Raw genomic sequence first — 23,279 nt, forward strand, 5'->3', positions numbered from 1 at the left:
AACTATAGTTAATCACCATAATAAATTCGTGATGTTCCCAAAACTACGTTTTGCTATTCTGGCATCCTTATTTTGTGTAGCTGCTGTTTGTTTGTTCGACGGTTGTCGGACAACTAAAAAGGAACCCAATACGGCTTATGCTAAGTATATCGAAGCATATACTGCCGGTATTATTTCCAAACAAAGCGCTATCCGGGTACACCTTGCCGGGCAAGCTAATGTTACACACACTGAGAATGAACCTGTAGACAAACAGGTATTCGATTTTTCTCCTTCCATTAAAGGAAAAACCTACTGGATCGATGCTACCACCATCGAATTCAGACCCGATGAAAACCTTCAACCTGGTAAAAAGTACAGCGCGAAATTCAGCCTGGGTAAGGTCATGAATGTTCCTTCAGATCTCAAATCTTTTGATTTTGATTTCAAAGTAATGGACCCTTCTTTCAGCGTAGATCTGGGAGGATTAAAATCGGAAAACAACACCTCTCTGGACCGAATGACGTTCTCCGGCACTATCACTACCGCCGATGCTGAACAACCGCAGGTCATAGAGAAAATTCTGACTGCTAACTATCTCGGAAAATCCCTTCCCATTAAATGGGAACATAACGCAGCAGAACATACCTCTAAATTTACCATCAGCGGTATCGTTCAACAGCAGAATGCCAGCACCATGGACATCACCTGGTCAGGCGCTCCGCTGAAGATCAGCAATGATGGTAAACAAACCGTAGATGTTCCTGCTATCGGAGATTTTAAAGTACTGGATGTAAAAGCCATGTCCGATCCGGAACAACACCTGCTGATTCAGTTCTCTGATCCTATCAGCATGGCCCAGTCACTGGAAGGACTGATCTCTATCAGCGGACAGAGCGATCTGCGCTACAGCATTGATGGTAGCGAAGTACGCGTATATGCGCCTAATCGACTCGAAGGGAATTACTCTGTTGTCATCAACGAGGGTATTCTCAACATCACAGATAAAAAACTCGGTAAATCATATACCTCCAATGTTAACTTCGAGAATACCATGCCTTCCGTGGAAATCCCCGGAAAGGGCGTAATTCTGCCGGAAAGTAACAAAATGGTGATGCCTTTTGAAGCCGTCAACCTGAATGCGGTGGATGTCTCCATCATCAAAATTTTCGAGAATAATATCCCGCAATATCTTCAGCGCAACGACCTGAACGGTTCTACGGAACTGCGTCGTGTAGGCCGTCCGGTGGTAGTGAAAACGATCCGACTGGATAATGATAAATCATTGAACCTGCATAAGAAAAACCGATTCTTCCTGGACCTGGATCAACTGATTCGTTCAGAGCCCGGAGCTATTTATCGTATTACCATTGGCTTCCGCAGATCTTATGCCCTCGCTTCCTGCGCAGCTAAATCTGGAGAAAGCGATGATAACGCAGCCAGTACGCCTGATTTCTCCGATGAAGACGCAGACTATTACGGCGAAAAGGTGGATGAAGATGATGATTTCTGGCAGAGATACGATTACTACTACCCAATGGGCTTCAAATGGGATGAGCGCGACGATCCTTGTACGCCGTCTTATTATAACAAAGAAAGATGGGTATCCCGCAACGTAATTTCCTCCAACATCGGTCTGACCGCCAAGCGCGGCAACGATAACAGTATGCTCGTTGCCGTTACAGATATACGCGATACCAAACCTTTAATGGCCGTAGAACTGGAACTGCTGGACTACCAGAACCAGGTGATCTTCAAAACCAAGAGCGATGGCGACGGTCTCGCTACTTTCGACCTGAAACGTAAACCATACCTACTGGTAGCGAAAAAAGGCACCGAACGCGGCTACCTCAAACTGGACGATGGTTCCTCCCTTCCTCTCAGCAGATTTGATGTGCAGGGCGAGGAAGTACAGCAAGGTATTAAAGGTTTCCTATATGGTGAGCGCGGTGTTTGGCGCCCGGGAGATAGTATCTACCTGACCTTCATCCTGGAAGATAAAGACAAGAAACTACCTGCCGATATGCCGGTGACAATGGAGCTGTATAACCCTAAAGGACAGCTCTATAAACGCATCAATTCCAACTCCAGTCTGAATGGCTTCTACTCCTTCGCTACGGCTACACAACCAGATGATATTACTGGTAGCTGGTTAGCGAAAGTAAAAGTAGGCGGCGCCACCTTCACCAAGAATGTACGCGTGGAAACCGTGAAGCCGAACCGCCTGAAAATAAAAATGGACTTCAAAAACAATATGCTGACCAAAGCCTCCAGTACCGGAGAATTGTCGGCAATGTGGTTGTTCGGCGCTACTGCCCAACACCTGAAGGCCAAGGTGGACGTGTCTCTCACTCAACAAAAAACAAGCTTTAAAGGCTTTAATGATTATAGTTTCGATGACCCGGTAACCCACTTCGAAACAGAAAATAAAACCATCTTCGAAGGAAGTCTGAATGATAATGGTACCGCTCCGGTAAATGCCAATATCCAACTGGGTAAACCGGCGCCAGGACAACTGAAAGCCAACTTCGAAGTGAAAGTGTTTGAACCAGGCGGCGATTTCAGTATTGATAATTTCTCCCTGCCATACAATCCATATTCCACTTATGCAGGTCTGCGCATTCCTGCCGGCGATCGTACCACAGGTATGTTACTCACCGACCAGGCGCATATGATTGATATCGTGGATGTGGATGATCAGGGTAGACTGACTTCCGGTAGCAAACAAGTACAGGTAGAGCTCTATAAAATCCGCTGGAGATGGTGGTGGGATGGAAGTGATGAAGATTCATATTCCAACTTTACACAAGACAGCTACAACCAACTGCTGCAGAAAGAAACCATTACCCTTAGCAATGGTAAAGGGAAATGGCCGCTGCGTATCAATTCGCCGGAATGGGGTCGTTTCCTCATCCGCGTGAAGGACCTGGAAAGTGGCCATACTGCCGGTAAATCCGTATATATCGATTATCCGGGATGGGCAGAACGCGTGCAGAAAGAAAACCCTGCCGAAGCAGCCATGCTCGTATTTACATCCGATAAAACCACTTATAAAACAGGAGAGGAAATTACCCTCACCATTCCTAGTAGTGAAGGTGGCCGCGGACTCGTCAGCATTGAAAGCGGTAGCAAGGTGCTGCAAACCACCTGGATCGATACCAAGAAAGGACAAACTGTCTACAAGTTCAAGGCGACCAAAAACATGGCGCCCAATATATACGTGAACGTTAGTATGCTGCAACCCCATGCACAAACGAAAAATGACCTGCCAATCCGTATGTATGGTACCATTCCGATCCTCGTAGAAGATCCGGAAACCATTCTGAAGCCGGTTATCAATATGCCTGACAAGCTGAAACCAGAAGCAGATGCCAGCATTACCGTAAGTGAAGCCAGCGGAAAAGCAATGACGTATACCATCGCCATTGTAGACGAAGGTTTATTGGATCTGACAAGATTCAAAACGCCTGATCCACACAGCTCTTTCTATGCAAGAGAAGCGCTCGGCGTAAGAACCTGGGATCTGTTTGATTATGTGATCGGTGCATGGGGCGTAGATATGGACCGTATTCTCAGCATTGGTGGGGATGAAGGGCTGAATAGAAACGCCGGCGCGGCAAAAGCAAATCGTTTCAAACCTGTAGTTAAATTCATGGGACCATTCTACCTGAAATCAGGTCAGAAACAGACCCATAACTTTAAACTGCCACCGTACATCGGTTCAGTGAAAGCCATGGTAGTAGCGGGTCAGGATGGCGCTTATGGCCAGGCAGAAAAAGCGGTATCAGTGAAAAAACCACTGATGGTACTGACATCTGCACCAAGAGTACTGGGCCCAACTGAAACCATGCAGTTACCAGTAACTGTCTTTGGCCTGGAGCCAACCGTTAAAAGCGCTACTGTTACACTCTCCACTAATGGATTGCTGGAAGTAGTAGGCGAACGTACCAAAACGGTCAACTTCCCGATGCCAGGAGAGCAAATGGTATACTTTGATGTAAAAGTAAATCCACAGATAGGCGTTGCTAAGCTGAAGGTAACCGCCAGCAGCGGCCGCGAGTCTGCCGAAGATAATGTAGAACTGGAGGTAAGGAATCCTAATCCGTTCATCACTAACGTCAGCGAATCTACGCTCGAAGCATCGAAGGCATGGAGTGCGCCATACGCGCCGGTAGGTATGAGTGGTACCAATACTGGCGTACTGGAAGTTTCTACGATTCCATCGCTTAACCTGGGCAAACGCTTACAATTCCTGATTAGCTATCCACATGGATGTATAGAACAAACTACTTCCGGCGTATTCCCGCAACTGGTGCTCAACCAGCTGATGGATCTTAAAGAAAGCCAGGTAGCGGAAATCGACAGAAATGTGAAGGCTGGTATCACCAGATTACGCAGCTTCCAGACGTCGGATGGAGGATTTGCCTACTGGCCTGGAGGAACCACTGCGGATGATTGGGGAACCAACTATGGCGGTCACTTCCTCGTAGAAGCGCAAACCAGAGGCTATGCTATTCCTGCCGGACTCTTAGAAGGATGGAAGAAATACCAGCGTAACAAAGCCAACACCTGGGCGCCGAACACCACCAATTTCTATGGTGGCGATCTTACACAGGCATATAGACTGTATCTCCTGGCACTGGCAAAAGTACCAGAACTGGGCGCGATGAACAGATTGAAAGAATTCAAATACATCTCTGTTCCCGCTAAATGGAGACTGGCAGCAGCCTATAAACTGGCCGGTCAACCTGAAGTGGCAAACAGTCTGGTAGCAGGTCTGGGTACAGAGGTGAAAGCCTATAACCAGTTAGGTGGTACTTTCGGATCTGATCTGCGCGATAAAGCCATGATCCTGGAAACTGAAGCCATACTTGGTCAGAATAGTCGCGCTTCCTCTCTGACAAGAGAAATCGCCTCTAACCTGGCGCAGGATAATATGTGGTACAGCACTCAAACCACTGCATATGCGCTCATCGCCATTGCTAAGTATTGTGGTACCAATAAGGGTTCTAACAAAATGAATTTCTCGTATACTATCAATGGTGCAAAAGGTACCGTGAACAGTAATTCATTCGTTTCGCAGATTCCGCTGTCAGCAAACAATGCAGGTAATATTTCCATCAATAACAACGGAAGCAATTTACTCTACGTACGTGTGATTCTTCGCGGACAACCAGAATCCGGTAAAGAACCGATTGCTACCAATAGTCCGGACATATTGAATATGACGGTGAGATACCTGTCACGCGATGGGCATCCAATCGATCCAACTACGTTGACGCAAGGATCTGATTTTGTAGCATCAGTTACAATTACTAATCCAGGTAAACGTGGCTATTATGAGCAAATGGCGCTGTCTCAGATCTTCCCGTCAGGATGGGAAATTCTGAATACCCGTCTCATGGGTAATGATAGTGCAAATCGTTCTTCTCCGGCTACGTATATGGATATACGTGATGACAGGGTTTATACTTACTTCAATATTGAAGAGAATAAATCCCGCACATACAATGTATTACTGAATGCAGCGTATCTGGGTAAATACTATCTGCCAGCTACTTCTTGCGAAGCTATGTATGATAATACCATCCATGCTTTTGCACCAGGTAAATGGGTAGAGGTGAAGAAATAAAAGAAACAACAAGTTATAAACAACAAAGGCTGTGTCGATGACACAGCCTTTGTTGTTTATAACTTGTATTATTTCCAAAGAGCTTCTTCTTCCCATCCCTTAGAGAAACCCATTTTATCCACATCTATGGATGGATAATTCACTATGAGTTCCTTGAGCTTAGTATGAAAGTTAGCCTGAGGACTTGCTGTATGTAAAATGTATCGTACAGTGCAGAGTTGCAGGAATAAGAACTGGATATGAGGACTAGTTGACGATGGCATGTTTTCCCGAACTATCCAAGGCAAGCTTCCTTTATGCATTAATTTAGGAGGATAACCAAAGATCCGATAACATAAACGGCCATGATGTGAACAAATATTTCTCAAAACACTTATTGCCTGTATCCAGGAATGTAAATATTCCACAGTGCTGAGCCCATATGATTTAGCAATCGCTTTCTTCTCAGCAATGTCATTGCGAATATTACCATAAAGTTTAGACAATGTACCAAAAGAAAGGACTTCTAACGTTTTCCATGCCGGCGGATATCTATCTGTTCCATATATTTTATCATGATGCAAAATGAACTTTTCACCAGACCGAGCAAGTTCATTATCTATTATTTCAAGAACTGTATCAAATAAGTCTTCTTTATGGAACAGATGACTATGAGCAAACCAGGTTGGCGAATACGGAATACTCATCATATTAGAAAGCCTGCATCTGAACGAAACCTCTATTCTTTCAATAGCATCTATCAGCAACAACCTCAATTCACGATCAAAGTTATATAATTCAATAATTTGCTTAAAATTAGTACCAGTGCAGAAAATATGATTAATTCTATCTGTCTGAAAATCTTGCCAATACCCTGCTAAGCGGTAGTAACCAACGTTTTCCAGAAAATGTATTGCTTCTGATTGATCACTAAAAATCACTCCTCTCTGTTGTAATAATATTATTTGCTGCTGGATAGATAAAGCAGGCTTATTGTAAGTGAGGGTCATAGAAAAAAAAGCCCCGCCTGGGTGCGCTGATCTTACGAGAAGCGTGGCGGGTACGGTTAATGTAAAATTAGTTTTTTCGATTTAAATCAACAAATGTCTCCCTTGATTTTAGAGCATACATATTGTGCATCAAAGTGACTCTCATGAATACTATAAAAAATTGATTTTCAATACACTTATCATATTCACTATACTTATCTATGTATATGTTAAGGGTAGAATATCCAATTACTGTCTGAATTTCATCCATAAAATAGTTGATTAAATTTTAGCAGAAGAATGGTTAAAAACAATAATCGCAAGCTAACTACATTTACTCAAATAGATTTATCCATTTTGTTCATTCTTAGTACCCTTATCTTAATGATAATGAACAGATCAAACATTTAAATTTTGCCATCACTCTAAACGGAAAAATTCACGAATTCCTGCTTCCCACATTTCCAATATTTTTCACGCTGCGATCGTAATTTTCAGCGCATCGAACTGCGCATTCACGCTCATTTAATTAAAAATATTTTTAAATTGTGTCATCGTCTCTGACACAATTATAATTTATTAATTTTCAATAAATATTACTATTATTAGTTATTCATAAGTATCAATATTAAATTAATAAAAATGAACAGATCAAACTTTTATACTATCATTGCAAACCAATGACCCTACAGCAATTCAAACAATGGTGCAAACGAAAAAAGTGGTGGCTGGCTGCCCTCACCGTAGTACTCATTGCATACTATTTTTGTCTGCCAAGACACCTGTTCAACGACCCAACATCATATGTACTGGAAGACAACAACGGAGACCTCCTCAATGCCAGTATCGCAACTGACGGACAATGGCGTTTTCCTTACAATGATCATGTACCTGAAAAATTTAAAAAGTGTATCATCGCATATGAAGATAAACGCTTCAACTACCACTGGGGCGTAGATCCCATCGCAATGGCCAGAGCCATCAAACAAAATATCAGCGGACATAAAGTAGTCAGCGGCGGCAGTACCCTCACCATGCAGGTGATCCGTATCGCCCGCAATAAACCCCGAAACCTCTGGCAGAAATGCATAGAAGCTATATTAGCTACCAGACTCGAATTCGCCGCCTCCAAACATAAAATCGTTGCACTCTATGCCGCGAACGCCCCCTTCGGAGGAAACGTTGTAGGTCTGGAAGCCGCTTCCTGGCGCTATTACGGCCGAAAAGCAGATCAACTCTCCTGGGGCGAAATGGCCGCACTCGCAGTATTACCGAATTCCCCTGCATTAGTACACCCCGGCCGCAACAGACAAATATTACTCAACAAACGTAACCAACTGTTGCAGAAACTTTATCTGAATAAAACCATCGATAAAAGCACTTACGAACTCGCCCAGCTGGAACCCTTGCCAAATCAGCCTCTCCCGCTGCCGCAAGATGCGCCGCATCTGCTGGACAAATTTCGTTCGGACTTCAAACAACAACATATCACAGAAGACACCCGCATCAAAACAACACTGGATGCGGCCTTACAGAGAAATGTAACGGCAATCGTTACACGCTATCATCAGATTTATAAAGCCAATGGTATTAACAATGCTGCAGCGCTAGTACTGGACGTCGAAACAGGTAATACACTCTCCTATGTAGGTAACATTTATAATCCTGGAGATCCTGAGCTGGAAAGCCATGTGGATGTGGTACAGGCAAGACGCAGTCCCGGTAGTACGCTGAAACCCGTATTATACGCCGCCATGCTCCACGATGGCCTCATGCTGCCTAATACGCTGATACCAGATATTCCTACCCAAATCGCAGGCTATTCCCCCAAAAACTTCGACCTGGGCTATGATGGCGCCGTACCGGCCTCCAGAGCATTGGCCAGATCGCTGAATATCCCTGCTGTACGAATGTTGCAGATATATCGTTATGAACGCTTTCATTCGTTACTCAAACAAATGGGTATCACCACACTCAACAAACCTGCGGATCACTATGGCCTGTCCATGATCCTGGGAGGTGGAGAAACTACGCTCTGGGAAATGTGCGGCATGTACGCCAGCATGGCCCGCATCCTATTGCATACCGACCAATACAAAGGAAAATATGACCTCGATGATATTCATCCACCCAACTATGTACTGAATGCAGCACAACCCTCTGAGCATGGACTCAGTCGCAATGGCGTGCTGGATGCAGCTTCCATCTGGTGGACATTCGAAGCCATGACGGAAGTAATGCGGCCGGGAGAAGAACTACTATGGCAACAGTTCTCTTCCACGCAGCGCGTAGCCTGGAAAACAGGTACCAGCTTCGGTTTCAGAGATGGATGGGCCATCGGCGTTACACCGCAATATGTAGTAGGCATATGGGTAGGTAATACAGATGGAGAAGGAAGACCCGGACTCATCGGAGTACAGACAGCCGCTCCCATACTCTTCGAAGTATTCCGTCAACTACATACCAGTGGCTGGTTTACAGCCCCATACGACCAGATGAAAAAAGTGGAAGTATGTAAAAAAAGCGGCTACAGAGCCAATGAATTATGTGATGATAAAGACTCTATCTGGGTGCCAGCTGCAGGCATCCGTTCCGGCATCTGCCCATATCATCAATTAGTACATCTGGACAGAACCGGTAAATTCAGGGTAACAGAAGCCTGCGAATCGCCACAATACATGCAGCATAAAGCATGGTTCATTTTACCGCCCTCACAGGAGTTTTATTATCGCAGTAAAAACTACTATGAACCATTGCCTCCCTATAAACCGGAATGCCTGGCCTCTCTTGGCCAGGATAAAGCCCCTATGGAACTGATATACCCACGCGCCAATGCACGTATATTCGTTCCCGTAGAAATCGACGGTAGCCCGGGACAGGCCATCTTCACCGCCACACACCGCAATACTGCTGCCAAAATATTCTGGCATCTGGATAATAATTTCATCGGCACAACTACTGAATTCCATCAAATGGCATTACGTCCTAATGCTGGTAAACATACCATCACATTGGTAGATGAAAACGGAGAACGTATCTCCGCTGATTTCACCATCCTTGAAAAAGAAAGAGAACATTAAAAAAGGCCGATATTTCGAAGGAAAAAGAAAAGCCGGAAGTGACTTCACTTCCGGCTTTATATATAGTTTCTTTGATACCATAACTATTAATAGTTATACTTATCCTTCCACAATTGTTTGAGATACCTTCTCAATTCATCTTCCCTGGCGTTTTTTCCGGGATCATACATCTTCATGCCTTTGATCGCATCTGGTAAAAACTCCTGGAGCACAAAGTTATTTTCATAATCATGTGCATAAGCATATCCCTGATTATACCCCATCTCTTTCATCATTTTCGTAGGGGCGTTCCTGATATGCATCGGCACCGGCAGATCTCCTGTTTTAGCGACCACCTGCTGTGCAGTATTAATCGCCATATAAGCGGCATTACTTTTTGGCGAAGAGGCCAGGTATGTAACGCACTGAGACAAAATAATCCTGGACTCCGGATAGCCAATCAGATTAACCGCCTGAAAGCAATTGGTAGCCAGCAACAAGGCATTCGGATTGGCATTCCCAATATCCTCTGAAGCCAGGATGACCAGTCGTCTAGCTATAAACTTCACATCCTCTCCACCATCGATCATACGTGCCAGCCAATACACTGCGGCATTGGGATCGCTACCACGAATAGATTTGATAAAGGCAGAGATGATATCATAATGTTGCTCCCCTGATTTATCGTATATGGCTACCCGTTGCTGGGCAATTTCCATCACTACTTTATCTGTAATCACTACAGGACTTTCCTGTATAGTACCTACTACCAGTTCAAACAGATTCAACAATTTGCGGGCATCACCACCGGAAATATTGAATAAAGCCGTGGTTTCTTTCAGCTCAATATTTTTGGACTGTAACCACTTATCCTTTTCCATGGCTTGCTTCAGCAACTGCATTAATTGCTCAGGCCCCAATGGCTTCAGTACATACACCTGGCTACGGGAGAGTACGGCCGCATTTACTTCAAAAGAAGGATTCTCTGTCGTAGCGCCGATCAGCGTAATAATTCCTTTCTCCACAGCGCCTAATAAGGCATCTTGCTGAGATTTATTGAAACGGTGAATCTCATCGATAAATAATACCGCATGTTGCTGTCGCCTCGCCATCTCAATGACCTCACGCACCTCTTTCACACCAGCAGAAATGGCGCTAAGCGTGTAGAAAGGTACGTTCAATGTATGTGCGATAATATTAGCAATGGTAGTTTTCCCCACACCTGGCGGACCCCATAATATCATAGATGGGATTCTTCCCTGTTCAATGGCTTTCCGGAGAATACTATCCGGCCCTGTAAGATGTTCCTGACCTACCAGATCATCCAGGCTAGCCGGTCTTAGGCGTTCTGCAAGTGGTTGCATACACTATCCTTTTTGATTGCCCGGGTTAACGAGCGGAATTTTTTTATTGTTTGGATCAGGGTGATTAATGCTGTTCATTTTGAACAACAGGATTTCGCCAATAGATTTGGCCCGGGTGATTGCCAGTGCGGCGGTTTCTCCGGTAAATAATTTATTTACTGTAGCTTCAAACAACTGAATCCAGCGCTGGAAATGAGCGGCTTCCAGCGGAATCTTTTTATTTATCCTGAAATGTGGTTCCATGGCATTCCCACGATAGCTGCCGCTTTCCAGCAACAGACTTTCCCAGAAATTATACATGGTAGGGAGATGACGCGCCCAATCCACTTTGGCAATATCTTTAAAAATGAAGCCAATGACTTCATCTTGCTGAACCTTGTCGTAAAATGAATTGACCAGCAACTCAATATCTTCCCTCGTTTTAATCTCCCGTCTCTCCATATTACTTGATCATTATAACATCAGGTTATCATCATCCGGATGTTGCTCATTCTCCCGTTTTTGCTGTTCTTCCTTCCATTTACGGAGGAAACTGAAGGAGAGGAGCACATTAACAAAATACACGCCTGCCAGCAGCAACACCAATACGCCGGCTGTACGAAATACATTGGGCGTTAGGTATGGTACGGCATCCGGCTGGGTGGTTTTCACCATATCCCGGAGCATGTCTACCATCTGCTGGTTCATCGTAACAAGGGTGACCCCTCCGAGGATCCAAAGCGCTGTAATCACTAAGATGATACCGCCTAAAATGCGGATACCGCCAGGCGTATTTTCTTTCAATGGAATCTGAGGCAGGAGCAAACTTCGCTGCAGGTACAATGACAACAGACTATGCACAAAAAAGATGCTCATAAAAAACAGGGAGGTCAACGCCCCCAGGGAAAATCCAGTCATCAATACCATGAGAAAAGCCCTGATGGTCAGAAAACTACCAAGGAGTAGCCCTATTCCTGTTAAAATTCTGTATAATCTTAACCTAAAAGTCATTAAAATATCTTTTTACCAGCTACAAACCTACCTAATTAATCAGAAATTTCCGGTTTTTAGGTAGAACCATCACTTTTGGCGAAGTTTGCCACTCATGTAATACTAATTATGTTACGTGCTGTGTTTTCAATAACTTTAAGTAAAACCTGATTTTAATATGAGTAAAACCAATGCGGTAAAGCTACCGTTACTGGCTGCGATGGTTACTTTCGCTGCTTGTAACTCAGGCAGTTCCACGCAACAAAACGGTGCCGACACAACCAAAGTTCCGGCCTTCAACATGGCAGATATCGACAGTGCCTACAAATCCTGCGAAGATTTCGACAACTTCGCCAACGGCAACTGGAAGAAAAGCAACCCTGTTCCCTCTACAGAAAGCCGCTGGGGCGCCTTCAACGTACTGGATAAACAAAACAAGGAAGTACGTCTGAAAGGTATCATCGCTGAAATCACCGCCAAAACTGACCTCAAAAAAGGTACTGAAGAACAACAAATCGCTGATTTCTACACTTCCTACCTCGACACCGCTACCATCGACAAACGCGGCATCACCCCATTACAACCTTATCTGGATAAGATTGAGGGCGTAAAATCCCTGGCCGACTGGGCAAAGGTGACTGGTGAACTACAGAAAATCGGTATTTCTACCTTCACAGGCTTCTATGCAGAGGCAGATGCGAAAGACAGCAAAATGAACGTACTGTACCAAGGACAGGACGGTCTTTCCCTCGGTGAAAAAAGCTACTACGACAGACAGGATTCCGCTACCATCAACGTACGCAACGAATTCGTAAAACATATCGACAAAATGTTTACCCTGGCCGGTTTCAAAGAAACTACTCCAGGTAAAACCATCCTCGACTTCGAAACCAAACTGGCTAAACTCCAGCTCACCAACGTTCAACTCCGCGATCCTCAGGCAACTTACAATCGCGCTGCTTTCGTTGAGCTGAAAAAACTGGCTCCGGATTTCGATTGGGATAGCTTCAGCCAAAGCCAGGATATCAAAGCTGATACCCTGATCATCCAAAACAAAAAGTATCTGTCTGATGCCAACGGCCTGCTGAAAGCTACGCCAATGGAAGTACTGAAAACGTACACCAAATGGCAACTGCTGACCCACTTCGCTGGTCTGCTGCCTAAATCTTTCGACGAAGCTAACTTCTACTTCTTCAGAACGGTTATGTCTGGCGCTAAAGCCCAGAAAACCCGCCCAGAACGCGCTATCCGCTCTACCGACGCTGTAATGGGTATGCCGCTGGGTAAACTCTTCGCGAAGAAATACTTCCCGGAAAGCTCTAAGAAGAAAGTATCAGAAATGATTGAAAACGTGCGTTCTGTATACGGTGAAAGAATCGATAAACTCACCTGGATGAGCGATTCTACCAAAGCAATGGCACATAAAAAACTGGCTTCCTTCACTTACAAAATCGGTTATCCTGACAAATGGAAAGATTACTCTTCCATCAATATTGAAAAGGATAAACTGGTGGAAAACACCATCAGCGCTTCTTTGTATCAACATAAAGAAAACGTTGACAAAATCGGTAAACCAGTGGATAAAACAGAATGGGGTATGACTCCTCAAACTGTAAATGCATACTACAACCCACTGAACAACGAAGTTGTATTCCCTGCAGGTATCCTTCAGCCTCCTTTCTATAACGCCAACGCAGACGATGCCATCAACTATGGCGGTATCATTGCAGTAATCGGCCACGAATTCACCCACGGTTTCGATGACCAGGGTTCTCAATTCGATGCAGAAGGTAACCTGAAAAACTGGTGGACCAAATCCGATCGCGAAAACTTCGATAAACTGGCTAAACGCTATATCGAATACTTCAGCAGCATCGAAGTACTGCCTGGCTTCAAAATCAATGGCGCCCTCACTATCGGTGAAAATATCGCTGACCTCGGCGGTCTGACCCTCGCTTACCATGCACTGGAAAAATCCTTCCAGGGTAAAGGCGAACCTAAACCAATCGATGGTTACACCTGGCAACAACGTTTCTTCCTGGGCTGGGCACAGGTATGGCATGCTAATATCACAGATGCCGCTCTGCGTCAGCAAATCCAGACAGATCCGCATTCTCCGGCCAGATGGCGTATCAACGGCCCGCTGCCTCACCTGGTTGAATTCCAGCAGGCATGGGGTTGCAAAGATGGCAACAAAATGGTTTTACCTGCCGACCAACGCGTCGTGATCTGGTAATCACCCATTCATAAATCAATAGCAAAGAGGCAAGGTTATTTTAAATAACTTTGCCTCTTTCTTTATTTATTGATCGTTCAAATATCATAGAAAATGAAATATGTACTCGTAGCCGCGGCTTTATTCATTATGTCTTGTGGTCAGTCATCCAAACCAGCTGAAAAAGCACCCGAAACCGCTCCTGAAGCGACTCCGGTAGCAGAACAGACCGTTGCTGGCAAACTGCCAGATCCAGTTTGTGAAATGCCTTATGATACCAGCTACCACGAGTTTACCGTTTACAAAACTGATACTATCCATTTCTGCTCTCCTACTTGCAAAGAAGTATTCTCTAAAGCGCCAGAGAAATACATGGCAAAACTGGGCAAATAATTATAATAAGTAACCCGTCCCGGAAACCCGGGACGGGGATTCAAGTAAATACAGCTTATAATCAACGTTAAGTCCCAATAATTAATCTTACCAAAGAAGGACTGTTCCACTTCACAGATCCGTGTCTCCCCAAATCCTCCTCCTGCCAATAGTAAAATTGTCCCACCAGCCAATGTCCACTGTAAATCCAATATTTTAGGGAGACAACCAGTATTGTTGCCGAATGGCCGCTTACAGCATGGTTGCTAAGGTCAGGTACGGGTAACAGGTTTGGTATGGCAGACAATTATCTGCCACGCAAAATTACCTGCAGGTTGTTATCGTAATATTAACTGATCATTATTTCGACATTAACGCTGGAGTAATAACGGGATCGGGTAAACGAAAATATCTTATGGGGTTTGTAAAAAATCACCGTCTATAATTAGCAGTTTCACTCCCAATTCTGTGCGGGACCGATGAGTACTCCATTCATCCGAAACCACATAGGTCATACCCTGCTGCAGTTCATATTCTTCACCGGTTTCCAGCTCGCTGATAAAACTGCCTTCCAGACAATGTACTATATGTCCTTTTTTACACCAATGATCCGCCAGGTAACCAGGAGAATAAGTAACAATGCGGATGCGCAAACCCGGATGCTGTAAGGTCTGCCACCATGCTGTCCCCGTAATACCCGGATGTTCGGTAACTGCGATAGTATTCCAATCAATACACTGGAAAGGGATAGGATGTTTCATAGGGTTAAAATACAAAAAGTCCAGATGCAGAAGCAACCGGACTTTCTTTAACAATCAAGACTTAACTCAACTTAGAACGAAATATTTTGTTGCGATCCCCTGTTATTGATCAGCATATCCAATGAAATATCCAGTTGATAATTCCTTTCCTCTTTTCTCGGCTGAGAGGAGGAAATCTGGAACAGATGCTGACTCTTATTGGTGAATGGCTTATTATCTTTATTACACAACTCCAGTGTGAAATTGAATCTCTCTTCTACTTCCTCCTCAAATTCCCGCAGGCTCAAGGTTTCATCAATAGGAAATTCCACCAGGGCTTCCTCGCCAAATCCCGCTTCCTGTAGGGTATCGAACGCATTCGCTAATGAATGACGCATATATACCGCCACATTACAGCTCAGCAGACGTTGCATCTGCATTTGCAGGAGGGAAATGGTCATGTGCGGATGTAACTTGAGTACTTTCATTTTATTAATAGTGATCTTTCAATTCCAAATGGTCCAAAACGGATACTTAATTTATTCTGTGGCAAACTTACCAGCTTACCTTTAATTTAATATTAAGTGGCTGTTATGTTTATGTGAAACTTATATATTTTTAATAAATATGTAAATAATTAGAATGCATTTGTTGGAAATACCAATGGAAGATCATCATCTTCTTCTGGCAGGGCCTGCTTAGAACTGGTAACAGGATGATGGTATAAAGTCCATTCCTGGTTTACATATTCCAGAGAAGTAAGGGATTCCACCCAATCGCCGGAGTTCAGATATAGTACAGTTTTGTCTCCTATATGCATTTCCTTAATCAGCGGCTGATGGATATGCCCGCAGCACACCACATCAATTCCCTTATCCACCGCAATCTCCGCTACAGTTTGCTCGAAGTCGGATATAAACTTCACCGCCTGTTTCACCCCTTGCTTCACTTTTTTGGAGAAGGACATCTTTTCCTTTCCAAAGCGTTCCAGGGTATTGTTCACCAGTCGGTTCAGTATAATCAGCAGATCATATCCCTTACCGCCGAGTTTAGCCAGCCATTTGGAATTTTTCATGGTGATATCGTATACATCCCCATGGAAAAACCAATGTCTTTTGCCGTCTACCTCGAGCAGAAGTTTATCATCAATTTTGAAATTACTGAGCTCAAAACCGGAGTATTTACGCATGGCCTCGTCATGGTTGCCCGTCAGGTAAACTACCTGCGTGCCTTTTCCAATCATTTTGAGAATACGTCTGATAACCTTGGTATGTGCCTTGGGAAAGTACCTCTTGCTGAACTGCCAGATATCGATGATATCTCCATTCAGCACCAGTATACGGGGATCTATACTGTCCAGATACTGTATTAGCTCTTTGGCGTGACAGCCGTATATCCCCAGATGGACGTCTGAGATAACAGCTATATCTAATCTGCGCTTTTCTGACATTCAATTGTAGGTATGAACAAGGTGCTTGCACCCCCTGTTTTATGAGTATTATTTTCAATACAAAGGAAAAATCGCTATATTACTTTTATATTAATCCAATGTTAAGGAATTATTAATTCCTACTTTTAATTGGAAGCTATCGGTTGTGCAAGCTATTTTTGCGGCAAATTTTTAAACTCAAATGTATGGGAGGCTTCAATTCTTTTGTTAAATTATTCATGCCGAAAGACCGGGTATTTTATTCTCTCTTCGAAGATGTAGCTTCCAACCTGGTGGAAATGGCCCAGGTGCTCAATGAGCTGGTTGCCACCTCCGATCTGTCTGTCAGAAAAGATAAAGTACATCTGATCGAGCGACTGGAGCATAAAAACGACGATTACACCCACCGTATATTTGTTGAACTAGGTCAAAACTTCATTACGCCATTTGACCGTGAAGATATCCACTACCTGGCTGCTACCCTGGACGACGTTGCCGACTATATCCATGGTTCTGCCAAAAGAATGGACATCTACAAAGTTCACAACATCAACGATAGCATCCGTAAACTCACTGAACTGATTCACCTGGGCGTATTGGAACTGCACAAGGCTATTCACGAACTCCGCAGCATGTCCAACATGCGCGTAATCACCGATGCTTGCGTGAAAATTAACAGCCTGGAAAACCATGCCGACGATATTTATGATATGGCTATCGCTGAACTGTTCGATACAGAACAAAATGCAGCAGAACTGATCAAAATGCGTGAGATCTATCAGGCACTGGAAATCGCTACCGACAAATGCGAGGATTGTGCCAACGTGATCGAAACCATTATTATCAAGTACTCCTAATCAGGACCTACTGCTTGTATTGACCGTATAATTCCGGTAGCAACATGACTTTACTAGTTATTATTATCATTCTGGCCTTCATTTTTGACTATATCAATGGTTTTCATGATGCCGCCAACTCTATAGCCACTATAGTTTCCACCAAGGTACTGACCCCTTTTCAGGCAGTACTCTGGGCCGCAGTATTCAACTTTGCCGCTTTCTTTATTGCCAAATATGTAATTCAGGAATTTAAAGTTGCCAACTCTGTAGCCAGTTCTGTATTTGAACAGTTTATTACCTTAAAAGTAATCTTCTGCGGACTGGTAGCTGCCATCACCTGGAACCTGTTTACCTGGTGGCTGGGAATTCCTTCCAGTTCTTCCCATACCCTGATCGGGGGCTTCATCGGAGCAGCTGTTACCAGCGCCCGTACCCTGGACGTTATCAACTACCATAAAGTACTGCCAATCGTATACTTTATCGTACTTGCTCCTTTAATCGGTATGGTGGTATCATTTATTATCACGCTGATCATTGTGAATATCTGCCGCAAAGCCAATCCATTCCATGCAGAAAACTGGTTTAAGCGCCTACAGCTGCTCTCCAGTGCTGCACTGAGTCTGGGCCACGGTAGTAACGATGCCCAGAAAGTAATGGGTATCATTGCTGCTGCCATGGTTTCCGCAGGCTATATTCCAAATATCAAGGCCATGCCGGACTGGATTCCGCTCGCCTGCTTTACCGCCATCGCATTAGGTACCATGAGCGGCGGTTGGAAAATCGTTAAAACCATGGGTACCCGTATCACCAAAGTAACGCCATTGGAAGGTGTTGCTGCGGAAAGTGCCGGCGCCGTTACCCTGTTCCTCACCGAACATCTGGGTATCCCTGCCAGTACCACACACGTAATCACTGGCGCCATCATGGGCGTAGGCGCTACCAAACGCCTCTCCGCTGTAAGATGGGGCGTTACCGTAAGTCTCCTCTGGGCATGGGTACTGACCATCCCTATCAGTGGCTTACTGGCTGCATTGGTATATGCCATCTCCAGCCTTTTTATTTAATAGTATCATTTGATCTATATTTTGTGAAACCTGCGCTCCGCGCAGGTTTTTTTTATGGGAGACAGCCAGCCCTCCGGCCAATACCGCTGCATTTTCATTTCACGCAAACGTGTGCTCTGAAATTATACCCATAAACCACTATTTTTGTACGATTACTAAACCATTTGTAAAACCAATGAAAGGAATTATCCTGGCCGGCGGTTCCGGTACCCGACTGCACCCCATCACTTATGCAATCAGTAAGCAGATTATGCCAGTCTATGATAAGCCAATGATCTATTATCCACTGTCCACTTTAATGTTGGCTGGCATTAAAGATATTCTTATTATTTCCACACCACATGACTTACCGGCTTTTCAACGCCTCTTCGGCGACGGCAGCCAGTTGGGACTCAACCTCCACTACGCGGAACAGCCACAGCCTAATGGACTGGCACAAGCCTTCGTCATTGGAGAGAAATTCATCGGAGAGGATAATGTAGCGCTGGTATTAGGCGATAATATTTTCTATGGCGCCGGTCTCGGAACACAACTAGCCAATAACGTACATCCCGATGGCGGAATCGTATATGCATACCAGGTATCCGATCCTGAAAGATATGGCGTAGTGGAATTCTCTGATAGTATGCAAGTGCTCTCTATTGAAGAAAAACCACTGAAACCTAAATCAAACTTCGCTGTTCCAGGACTCTATTTCTACGATAATGAAGTAGTAGAAATCGCCAAAAACCTCCAGCCAAGTCCTAGAGGCGAATATGAAATTACAGATGTCAACAAGGAATATTTGAAGCGTGGCAAATTAAAAGTTTCTATCTTACCTCGCGGAACAGCATGGCTGGATACTGGTACCTTCGACTCCCTGATGCAAGCCTCCCAATTCGTTCAGGTAATTGAACAAAGACAGGGCATTAAAATTGCTTGTATCGAAGAAATCGCCTACCGTAAAGGATTTATCAATGCTGAACAGTTGCAGAAATTGTCCAAACCTTTGCTGAAAAGCGGATACGGCCAATACCTGGAAACCGTACTCCAACAGAAAGTAATCTGATAACATATAAAATTGTAAATCTCAAATTATCATGAAGGTTCTTGTTACCGGTGGTTGTGGCTATATCGGCGCGCATACTATTGTTGATCTGATTAATAATGGCTTTGATGTGGTTTCTGTAGACAGCAACATCAGAAGTACCACGCAATTGTTGGATGGCATCGAAAAAATTACCGGAAAGAAAGTCCGTAATTACAAGGTAGACCTCTGCAATCTGGAAGATACACACGCCGTTTTCCATGAAAACAGAGATATCGTAGGGGTGATACACTTTGCAGCACTGAAAACCGTTCCGGAATCAGTGGCTGATCCCTTACTGTACTTCCACAATAACCTGACGTCCCTTATCAACGTACTCAAATGCGTAAAGGAATTCAACGTGCCTAACCTGGTATTCTCTTCTTCCTGCTCCGTGTATGGCAACACCACAGCCCTCCCTGTAGTGGAAGAAACCCCTATCGGCGAAGCACAGTCCCCTTATGCACGTACCAAACAAATGGGCGAACAGATAATTGAAGATTACAGTCGGGTGAACAATACCCAATCTATCATCTTACGTTATTTCAACCCGGTTGGTGCACATTCTTCCGGCCTGATCGGCGAATTACCGCTGGGTAAACCAGATAATCTGGTGCCTGTAATCACCCAAACAGCCATCGGAAAAATTCCGAAAATGACTGTTTTTGGCTCCGATTACGATACCCGCGATGGTTCTTGCGTACGCGACTATATCCACGTGACTGATATCGCTAACGCACACACGAAAGCGTTGCAGTATCTGATCAATCATAATAACGCCAGCAATTGCGAAATCTTTAACCTGGGCACCGGTAATGGCGTTACCGTACTGGAAGCCATCAAAGCGTTTGAGAAAATTTCCGGGGTAAAACTGAATTACACCATGGGCCCACGTCGCCCAGGAGATGTAATCTCTATCTACGCCAATAATAGTCGCGCTAAAGAAAAACTCGGATGGATCCCTCAGATCAGCATCGAAGATTCTATGCGCACCGCCTGGCAGTGGGAAGTAAGCCTCCGGGATAAAGTTTTAAGTAATTAGAATTCATCATTCTAATCACTTACTTTTACGCGATCATTTTAAAATATCCGTTATGGTTAAAGATATTCAACCGATGAATGAAAAAGAAACCCGCGCCGGATTCGGTGAGGGTATTCTTGAAGTGGGTCGTAAAAACCCTAATGTAGTGGCACTGACAGCAGATTTGCTCGGCTCCATGAAACTCAATGCTTTTATTAAAGAATTTCCTAATCGCTTTGTTCAGGTAGGTATCGCGGAAGCCAATATGATGGGCATCGCTGCCGGTATGACCATTGGCGGTAAGATTCCATATACTACTACTTTCGCTAACTTCTCTACAGGAAGAGTGTACGACCAGATTCGTCAGTCAATTGCCTACTCCGGCAAAAACGTAAAAATCTGCGCCTCCCACGCAGGTCTGACCCTCGGTGAAGATGGCGCTACCCACCAGATCCTGGAAGATATCGGTATGATGAAAATGCTTCCTGGTATGACTGTAATCGTTCCTTGCGATTTCAACCAAACCAAAGCTGCCACCATCGCTATCGCTGACCACGAAGGCCCGGTATACCTGCGTTTTGGCCGTCCAAAATGGCCCAACTTCACACCGGAAAACCAGGAATTCGAAATCGGTAAAGCGCAGATCCTCCATGAAGGTACCGATGTTACCCTCTTCGCTTGCGGCCACCTCGTATGGCTCGCCGTAGAAGCCGGTAAAGTACTGGAAGAAAAAGGATACAGCGTGGAAATCATCAATATCCACACCATCAAACCTCTGGACGAAGCAGCAGTACTGAAATCGCTGGAGAAAACCGGTTGCGCAGTTACCGCAGAAGAACATAATATCCTCGGCGGTCTGGGCGACAGTATCGCACAGGTTGCTTCCCGTCATCTGCCAGTACCTATCGAATATGTAGGTACCAACGATACTTTCGGAGAAAGCGGTAAACCAATGGAACTCCTCGCCAAATACGGCCTGACTCCAGATCATATCGTAGCTGCTGCCGAAAAAGCAATGGCCCGTAAAAAGAAATAAATCAGTCTTAACTGTATATAAAGAACAGCGTCACCCTCCCGTGACGCTGTTCTTTTTTTATTTACTACAGCCCCGTATTAAACTATCAGTATATTTTTTTATCTATATTTATGACTAAAGATGTCTTGAACCATTTAACCTATGGCCGTTACACAGGACGATAAAGAACTTCTGGCTATTTACCGGAAACCGGAAACCAGAGAAAAGGGATTTACGCTCATACTCAAAAAATACCAGGAACGGCTCTACTGGCACGTTCGCAGGCTTGTCATTGACCATGAAGATGCCAATGACGTACTGCAAAATGTTTTCATTAAAGTGTGGAAAAACCTGGAAGGCTTCCGCGAAGATGCCCAGCTATATACCTGGCTCTATAAAATCGCGACCAACGAATGCCTTACCTTCCTCGAACAGCAAAAGAAAAAACATGCTGTCTCCCTCACTGATGTGGAAACAGGTCTTAGCAATAAACTTAAAGCCGATACACAGTTCGATCCCAATAAATTGGAATGGAAACTACAAAAGGCCATATTGCAACTACCTGAAAAACAAAGAATTGTGTTTAATTTGAGATATTATGAGGAAATGCCGTATGAGCAGATGAGCAAAATATTGGATACTTCCGAAGGCGCACTGAAAGCTTCTTACCATCATGCGGTGAAAAAAATAGAGGAATTTATTAAAAATGGTTGAAACTGAACCCGCAGCCGCTATTTTTAATACACTTTTAAACTTTTTTCCATCTAGATTAAAATCTCATTAAACCATTCCCAACAGAAAGCGTCTAATCAGTACATGAAACACGGTAAAGACATATCAAACGAATTGCTCCAAATAGCCCCCATGGCTCAATGGCCCCTAGAGATCCCCTTCTCTATGCCTGCAGGCTATTTCGATGGGCTGCCGGATCTGATAGCAGACAAAATACTGCTCTCGGATGCCATCGGTGCAGATATGCTGCCTGGGTTTCCCCCTTACTCCGTTCCGGACAACTACTTCGAACATTTACCTACAACTATATTATCCATTATCAAAAACGATGGATCATCAGTACAGGAAGAATTGGAAGAACTGTCACCTTTATTGGCAAGTATTCCCAGGAGTACTCCCTTCTCCCTGCCTGAAAATTATTTTGAACGTATTTCCGCAGAAATACCCAAACCTACGCCGGTTATTCCCATACGTCACCACTCCCGCAGTCCTTGGAGACAATGGGCCGCAGCAGCATGTGTCGTCGCTATAATGGGCACCAGCGCCCTGTTCTTTATCAGATCAGAACACCATTCCACTGATATCATTGACGACATTGAATATCAACTGAACAATGTGAGTGATGACGAAATAGCCTCCTATCTGCAAAACCATGCGGATGCCTTCGATAATGAAGCCATCTTTTCCCAGGCAGTACAGTCAGGGAACATGCAACAACTGGAAAAACAGATCAATGGCGATTTACCAAGTGAACTACTGCAGAAATACCAACAGGAAGAGTCCTTCGGAAACGATGAATTACCTAATAAGTAATA

At 44.4% G+C, this 23,279-nt stretch carries 18 protein-coding genes; 11 read left to right on the top strand and 7 right to left on the bottom strand.

Features of this window, described 5'->3' with window-relative positions; genetic code table 11:
* Positions 1-31: 31 nt before the first annotated feature.
* Positions 32-5,611, top strand: a complete 5,580-nt coding sequence (locus CLV59_RS26110) for an alpha-2-macroglobulin family protein (RefSeq protein ID WP_111595052.1) — start codon at positions 32-34, stop codon at positions 5,609-5,611.
* Positions 5,612-5,679: 68 nt separating this feature from the next.
* Here CLV59_RS26110 and CLV59_RS26115 read toward each other — a convergent pair whose 3' ends face one another.
* Positions 5,680-6,600 (bottom strand): Abi family protein, encoded by a 921-nt coding sequence (locus CLV59_RS26115; RefSeq protein WP_111595053.1) that lies wholly within the window; start codon positions 6,598-6,600, stop codon positions 5,680-5,682.
* A gap of 659 nt (positions 6,601-7,259) precedes the next feature.
* Here CLV59_RS26115 and pbpC point away from each other — a divergent pair.
* Positions 7,260-9,659, top strand: coding sequence for a penicillin-binding protein 1C (gene pbpC / locus CLV59_RS26125; protein WP_111595055.1), 2,400 nt, complete (start codon positions 7,260-7,262; stop codon positions 9,657-9,659).
* Between the two features lie 86 nt (positions 9,660-9,745).
* Here the strand turns inward: pbpC and CLV59_RS26130 are convergent, their stop codons facing one another.
* From CLV59_RS26130 to CLV59_RS26140, 3 genes are read right to left on the bottom strand one after another with little or no spacing between them, the layout of a single operon-like run.
* On the bottom strand, positions 9,746-11,002 hold the full coding sequence (locus CLV59_RS26130) for a replication-associated recombination protein A (protein WP_111595056.1): 1,257 nt from the start codon (positions 11,000-11,002) through the stop codon (positions 9,746-9,748).
* Between the two features lie 3 nt (positions 11,003-11,005).
* Positions 11,006-11,443 carry a group III truncated hemoglobin gene (locus CLV59_RS26135; RefSeq protein WP_211324028.1) on the bottom strand — a complete coding sequence of 146 codons (438 nt, stop codon included), beginning with the start codon at positions 11,441-11,443 and terminating at the stop codon, positions 11,006-11,008.
* Positions 11,444-11,455: 12 nt separating this feature from the next.
* Positions 11,456-11,992 carry a hypothetical protein gene (locus tag CLV59_RS26140; RefSeq protein WP_146616327.1) on the bottom strand — a complete coding sequence of 179 codons (537 nt, stop codon included), beginning with the start codon at positions 11,990-11,992 and terminating at the stop codon, positions 11,456-11,458.
* Positions 11,993-12,149: 157 nt separating this feature from the next.
* Between CLV59_RS26140 and CLV59_RS26145 the strand changes: the two genes are divergently transcribed.
* Together CLV59_RS26145 and CLV59_RS26150 are read left to right on the top strand one after the other, a co-directional pair.
* Complete coding sequence (locus tag CLV59_RS26145; RefSeq protein WP_111595058.1) at positions 12,150-14,207, top strand: M13 family metallopeptidase; 2,058 nt, start codon at positions 12,150-12,152, stop codon at positions 14,205-14,207.
* 93 nt (positions 14,208-14,300) lie between these two features.
* Positions 14,301-14,579, top strand: coding sequence for a YHS domain-containing protein (locus tag CLV59_RS26150; RefSeq protein ID WP_111595059.1), 279 nt, complete (start codon positions 14,301-14,303; stop codon positions 14,577-14,579).
* A 392-nt stretch (positions 14,580-14,971) separates the two neighbouring features.
* On the opposite strand, the gene CLV59_RS26155 is transcribed toward CLV59_RS26150, so the two are convergent.
* The 3 genes from CLV59_RS26155 to CLV59_RS26165 all read right to left on the bottom strand — a co-directional run bounded on the left by CLV59_RS26155 (position 14,972) and on the right by CLV59_RS26165 (position 16,748).
* Positions 14,972-15,319: a DHCW motif cupin fold protein gene (locus CLV59_RS26155; protein WP_111595060.1), complete on the bottom strand. Its 348-nt coding sequence runs from the start codon at positions 15,317-15,319 to the stop codon at positions 14,972-14,974.
* Positions 15,320-15,390: 71 nt separating this feature from the next.
* On the bottom strand, positions 15,391-15,786 hold the full coding sequence (locus CLV59_RS26160; RefSeq protein WP_111595061.1) for a hypothetical protein: 396 nt from the start codon (positions 15,784-15,786) through the stop codon (positions 15,391-15,393).
* A 149-nt stretch (positions 15,787-15,935) separates the two neighbouring features.
* The gene (locus CLV59_RS26165; protein ID WP_111595062.1) at positions 15,936-16,748 is read right to left on the bottom strand and encodes a UDP-2,3-diacylglucosamine diphosphatase; all 813 of its coding nucleotides are present in this window, start codon (positions 16,746-16,748) and stop codon (positions 15,936-15,938) included.
* Between the two features lie 185 nt (positions 16,749-16,933).
* On the opposite strand from CLV59_RS26165, the gene CLV59_RS26170 reads away from it, so the two are divergent.
* The 7 genes from CLV59_RS26170 (at position 16,934) to CLV59_RS26200 (ending at position 23,277) form a co-directional block, all read left to right on the top strand.
* Positions 16,934-17,584, top strand: coding sequence for a DUF47 domain-containing protein (locus tag CLV59_RS26170; protein ID WP_111595063.1), 651 nt, complete (start codon positions 16,934-16,936; stop codon positions 17,582-17,584).
* 44 nt (positions 17,585-17,628) lie between these two features.
* On the top strand, positions 17,629-18,630 hold the full coding sequence (locus CLV59_RS26175) for an inorganic phosphate transporter (protein WP_111595064.1): 1,002 nt from the start codon (positions 17,629-17,631) through the stop codon (positions 18,628-18,630).
* A 175-nt stretch (positions 18,631-18,805) separates the two neighbouring features.
* Entirely contained in the window at positions 18,806-19,678 is an 873-nt protein-coding gene (gene rfbA / locus CLV59_RS26180; RefSeq protein WP_111595065.1) for a glucose-1-phosphate thymidylyltransferase RfbA, read from the top strand.
* 31 nt (positions 19,679-19,709) lie between these two features.
* Positions 19,710-20,738, top strand: coding sequence for a UDP-glucose 4-epimerase GalE (gene galE, locus CLV59_RS26185; RefSeq protein WP_111595066.1), 1,029 nt, complete (start codon positions 19,710-19,712; stop codon positions 20,736-20,738).
* 52 nt (positions 20,739-20,790) lie between these two features.
* Positions 20,791-21,753 carry a transketolase family protein gene (locus CLV59_RS26190; RefSeq protein WP_111595067.1) on the top strand — a complete coding sequence of 321 codons (963 nt, stop codon included), beginning with the start codon at positions 20,791-20,793 and terminating at the stop codon, positions 21,751-21,753.
* A 141-nt stretch (positions 21,754-21,894) separates the two neighbouring features.
* Positions 21,895-22,446 (top strand): RNA polymerase sigma factor, encoded by a 552-nt coding sequence (locus tag CLV59_RS26195; protein ID WP_111595068.1) that lies wholly within the window; start codon positions 21,895-21,897, stop codon positions 22,444-22,446.
* Positions 22,447-22,596: 150 nt separating this feature from the next.
* The gene (locus CLV59_RS26200) at positions 22,597-23,277 is read left to right on the top strand and encodes a hypothetical protein (RefSeq protein ID WP_111595069.1); all 681 of its coding nucleotides are present in this window, start codon (positions 22,597-22,599) and stop codon (positions 23,275-23,277) included.
* The last annotated feature ends 2 nt before the right edge of the window (positions 23,278-23,279 follow it).

Origin of the sequence: Chitinophaga dinghuensis, from assembly GCF_003259435.1 — a bacterium.
GTDB classification, from domain to species: domain Bacteria; phylum Bacteroidota; class Bacteroidia; order Chitinophagales; family Chitinophagaceae; genus Chitinophaga; species Chitinophaga dinghuensis.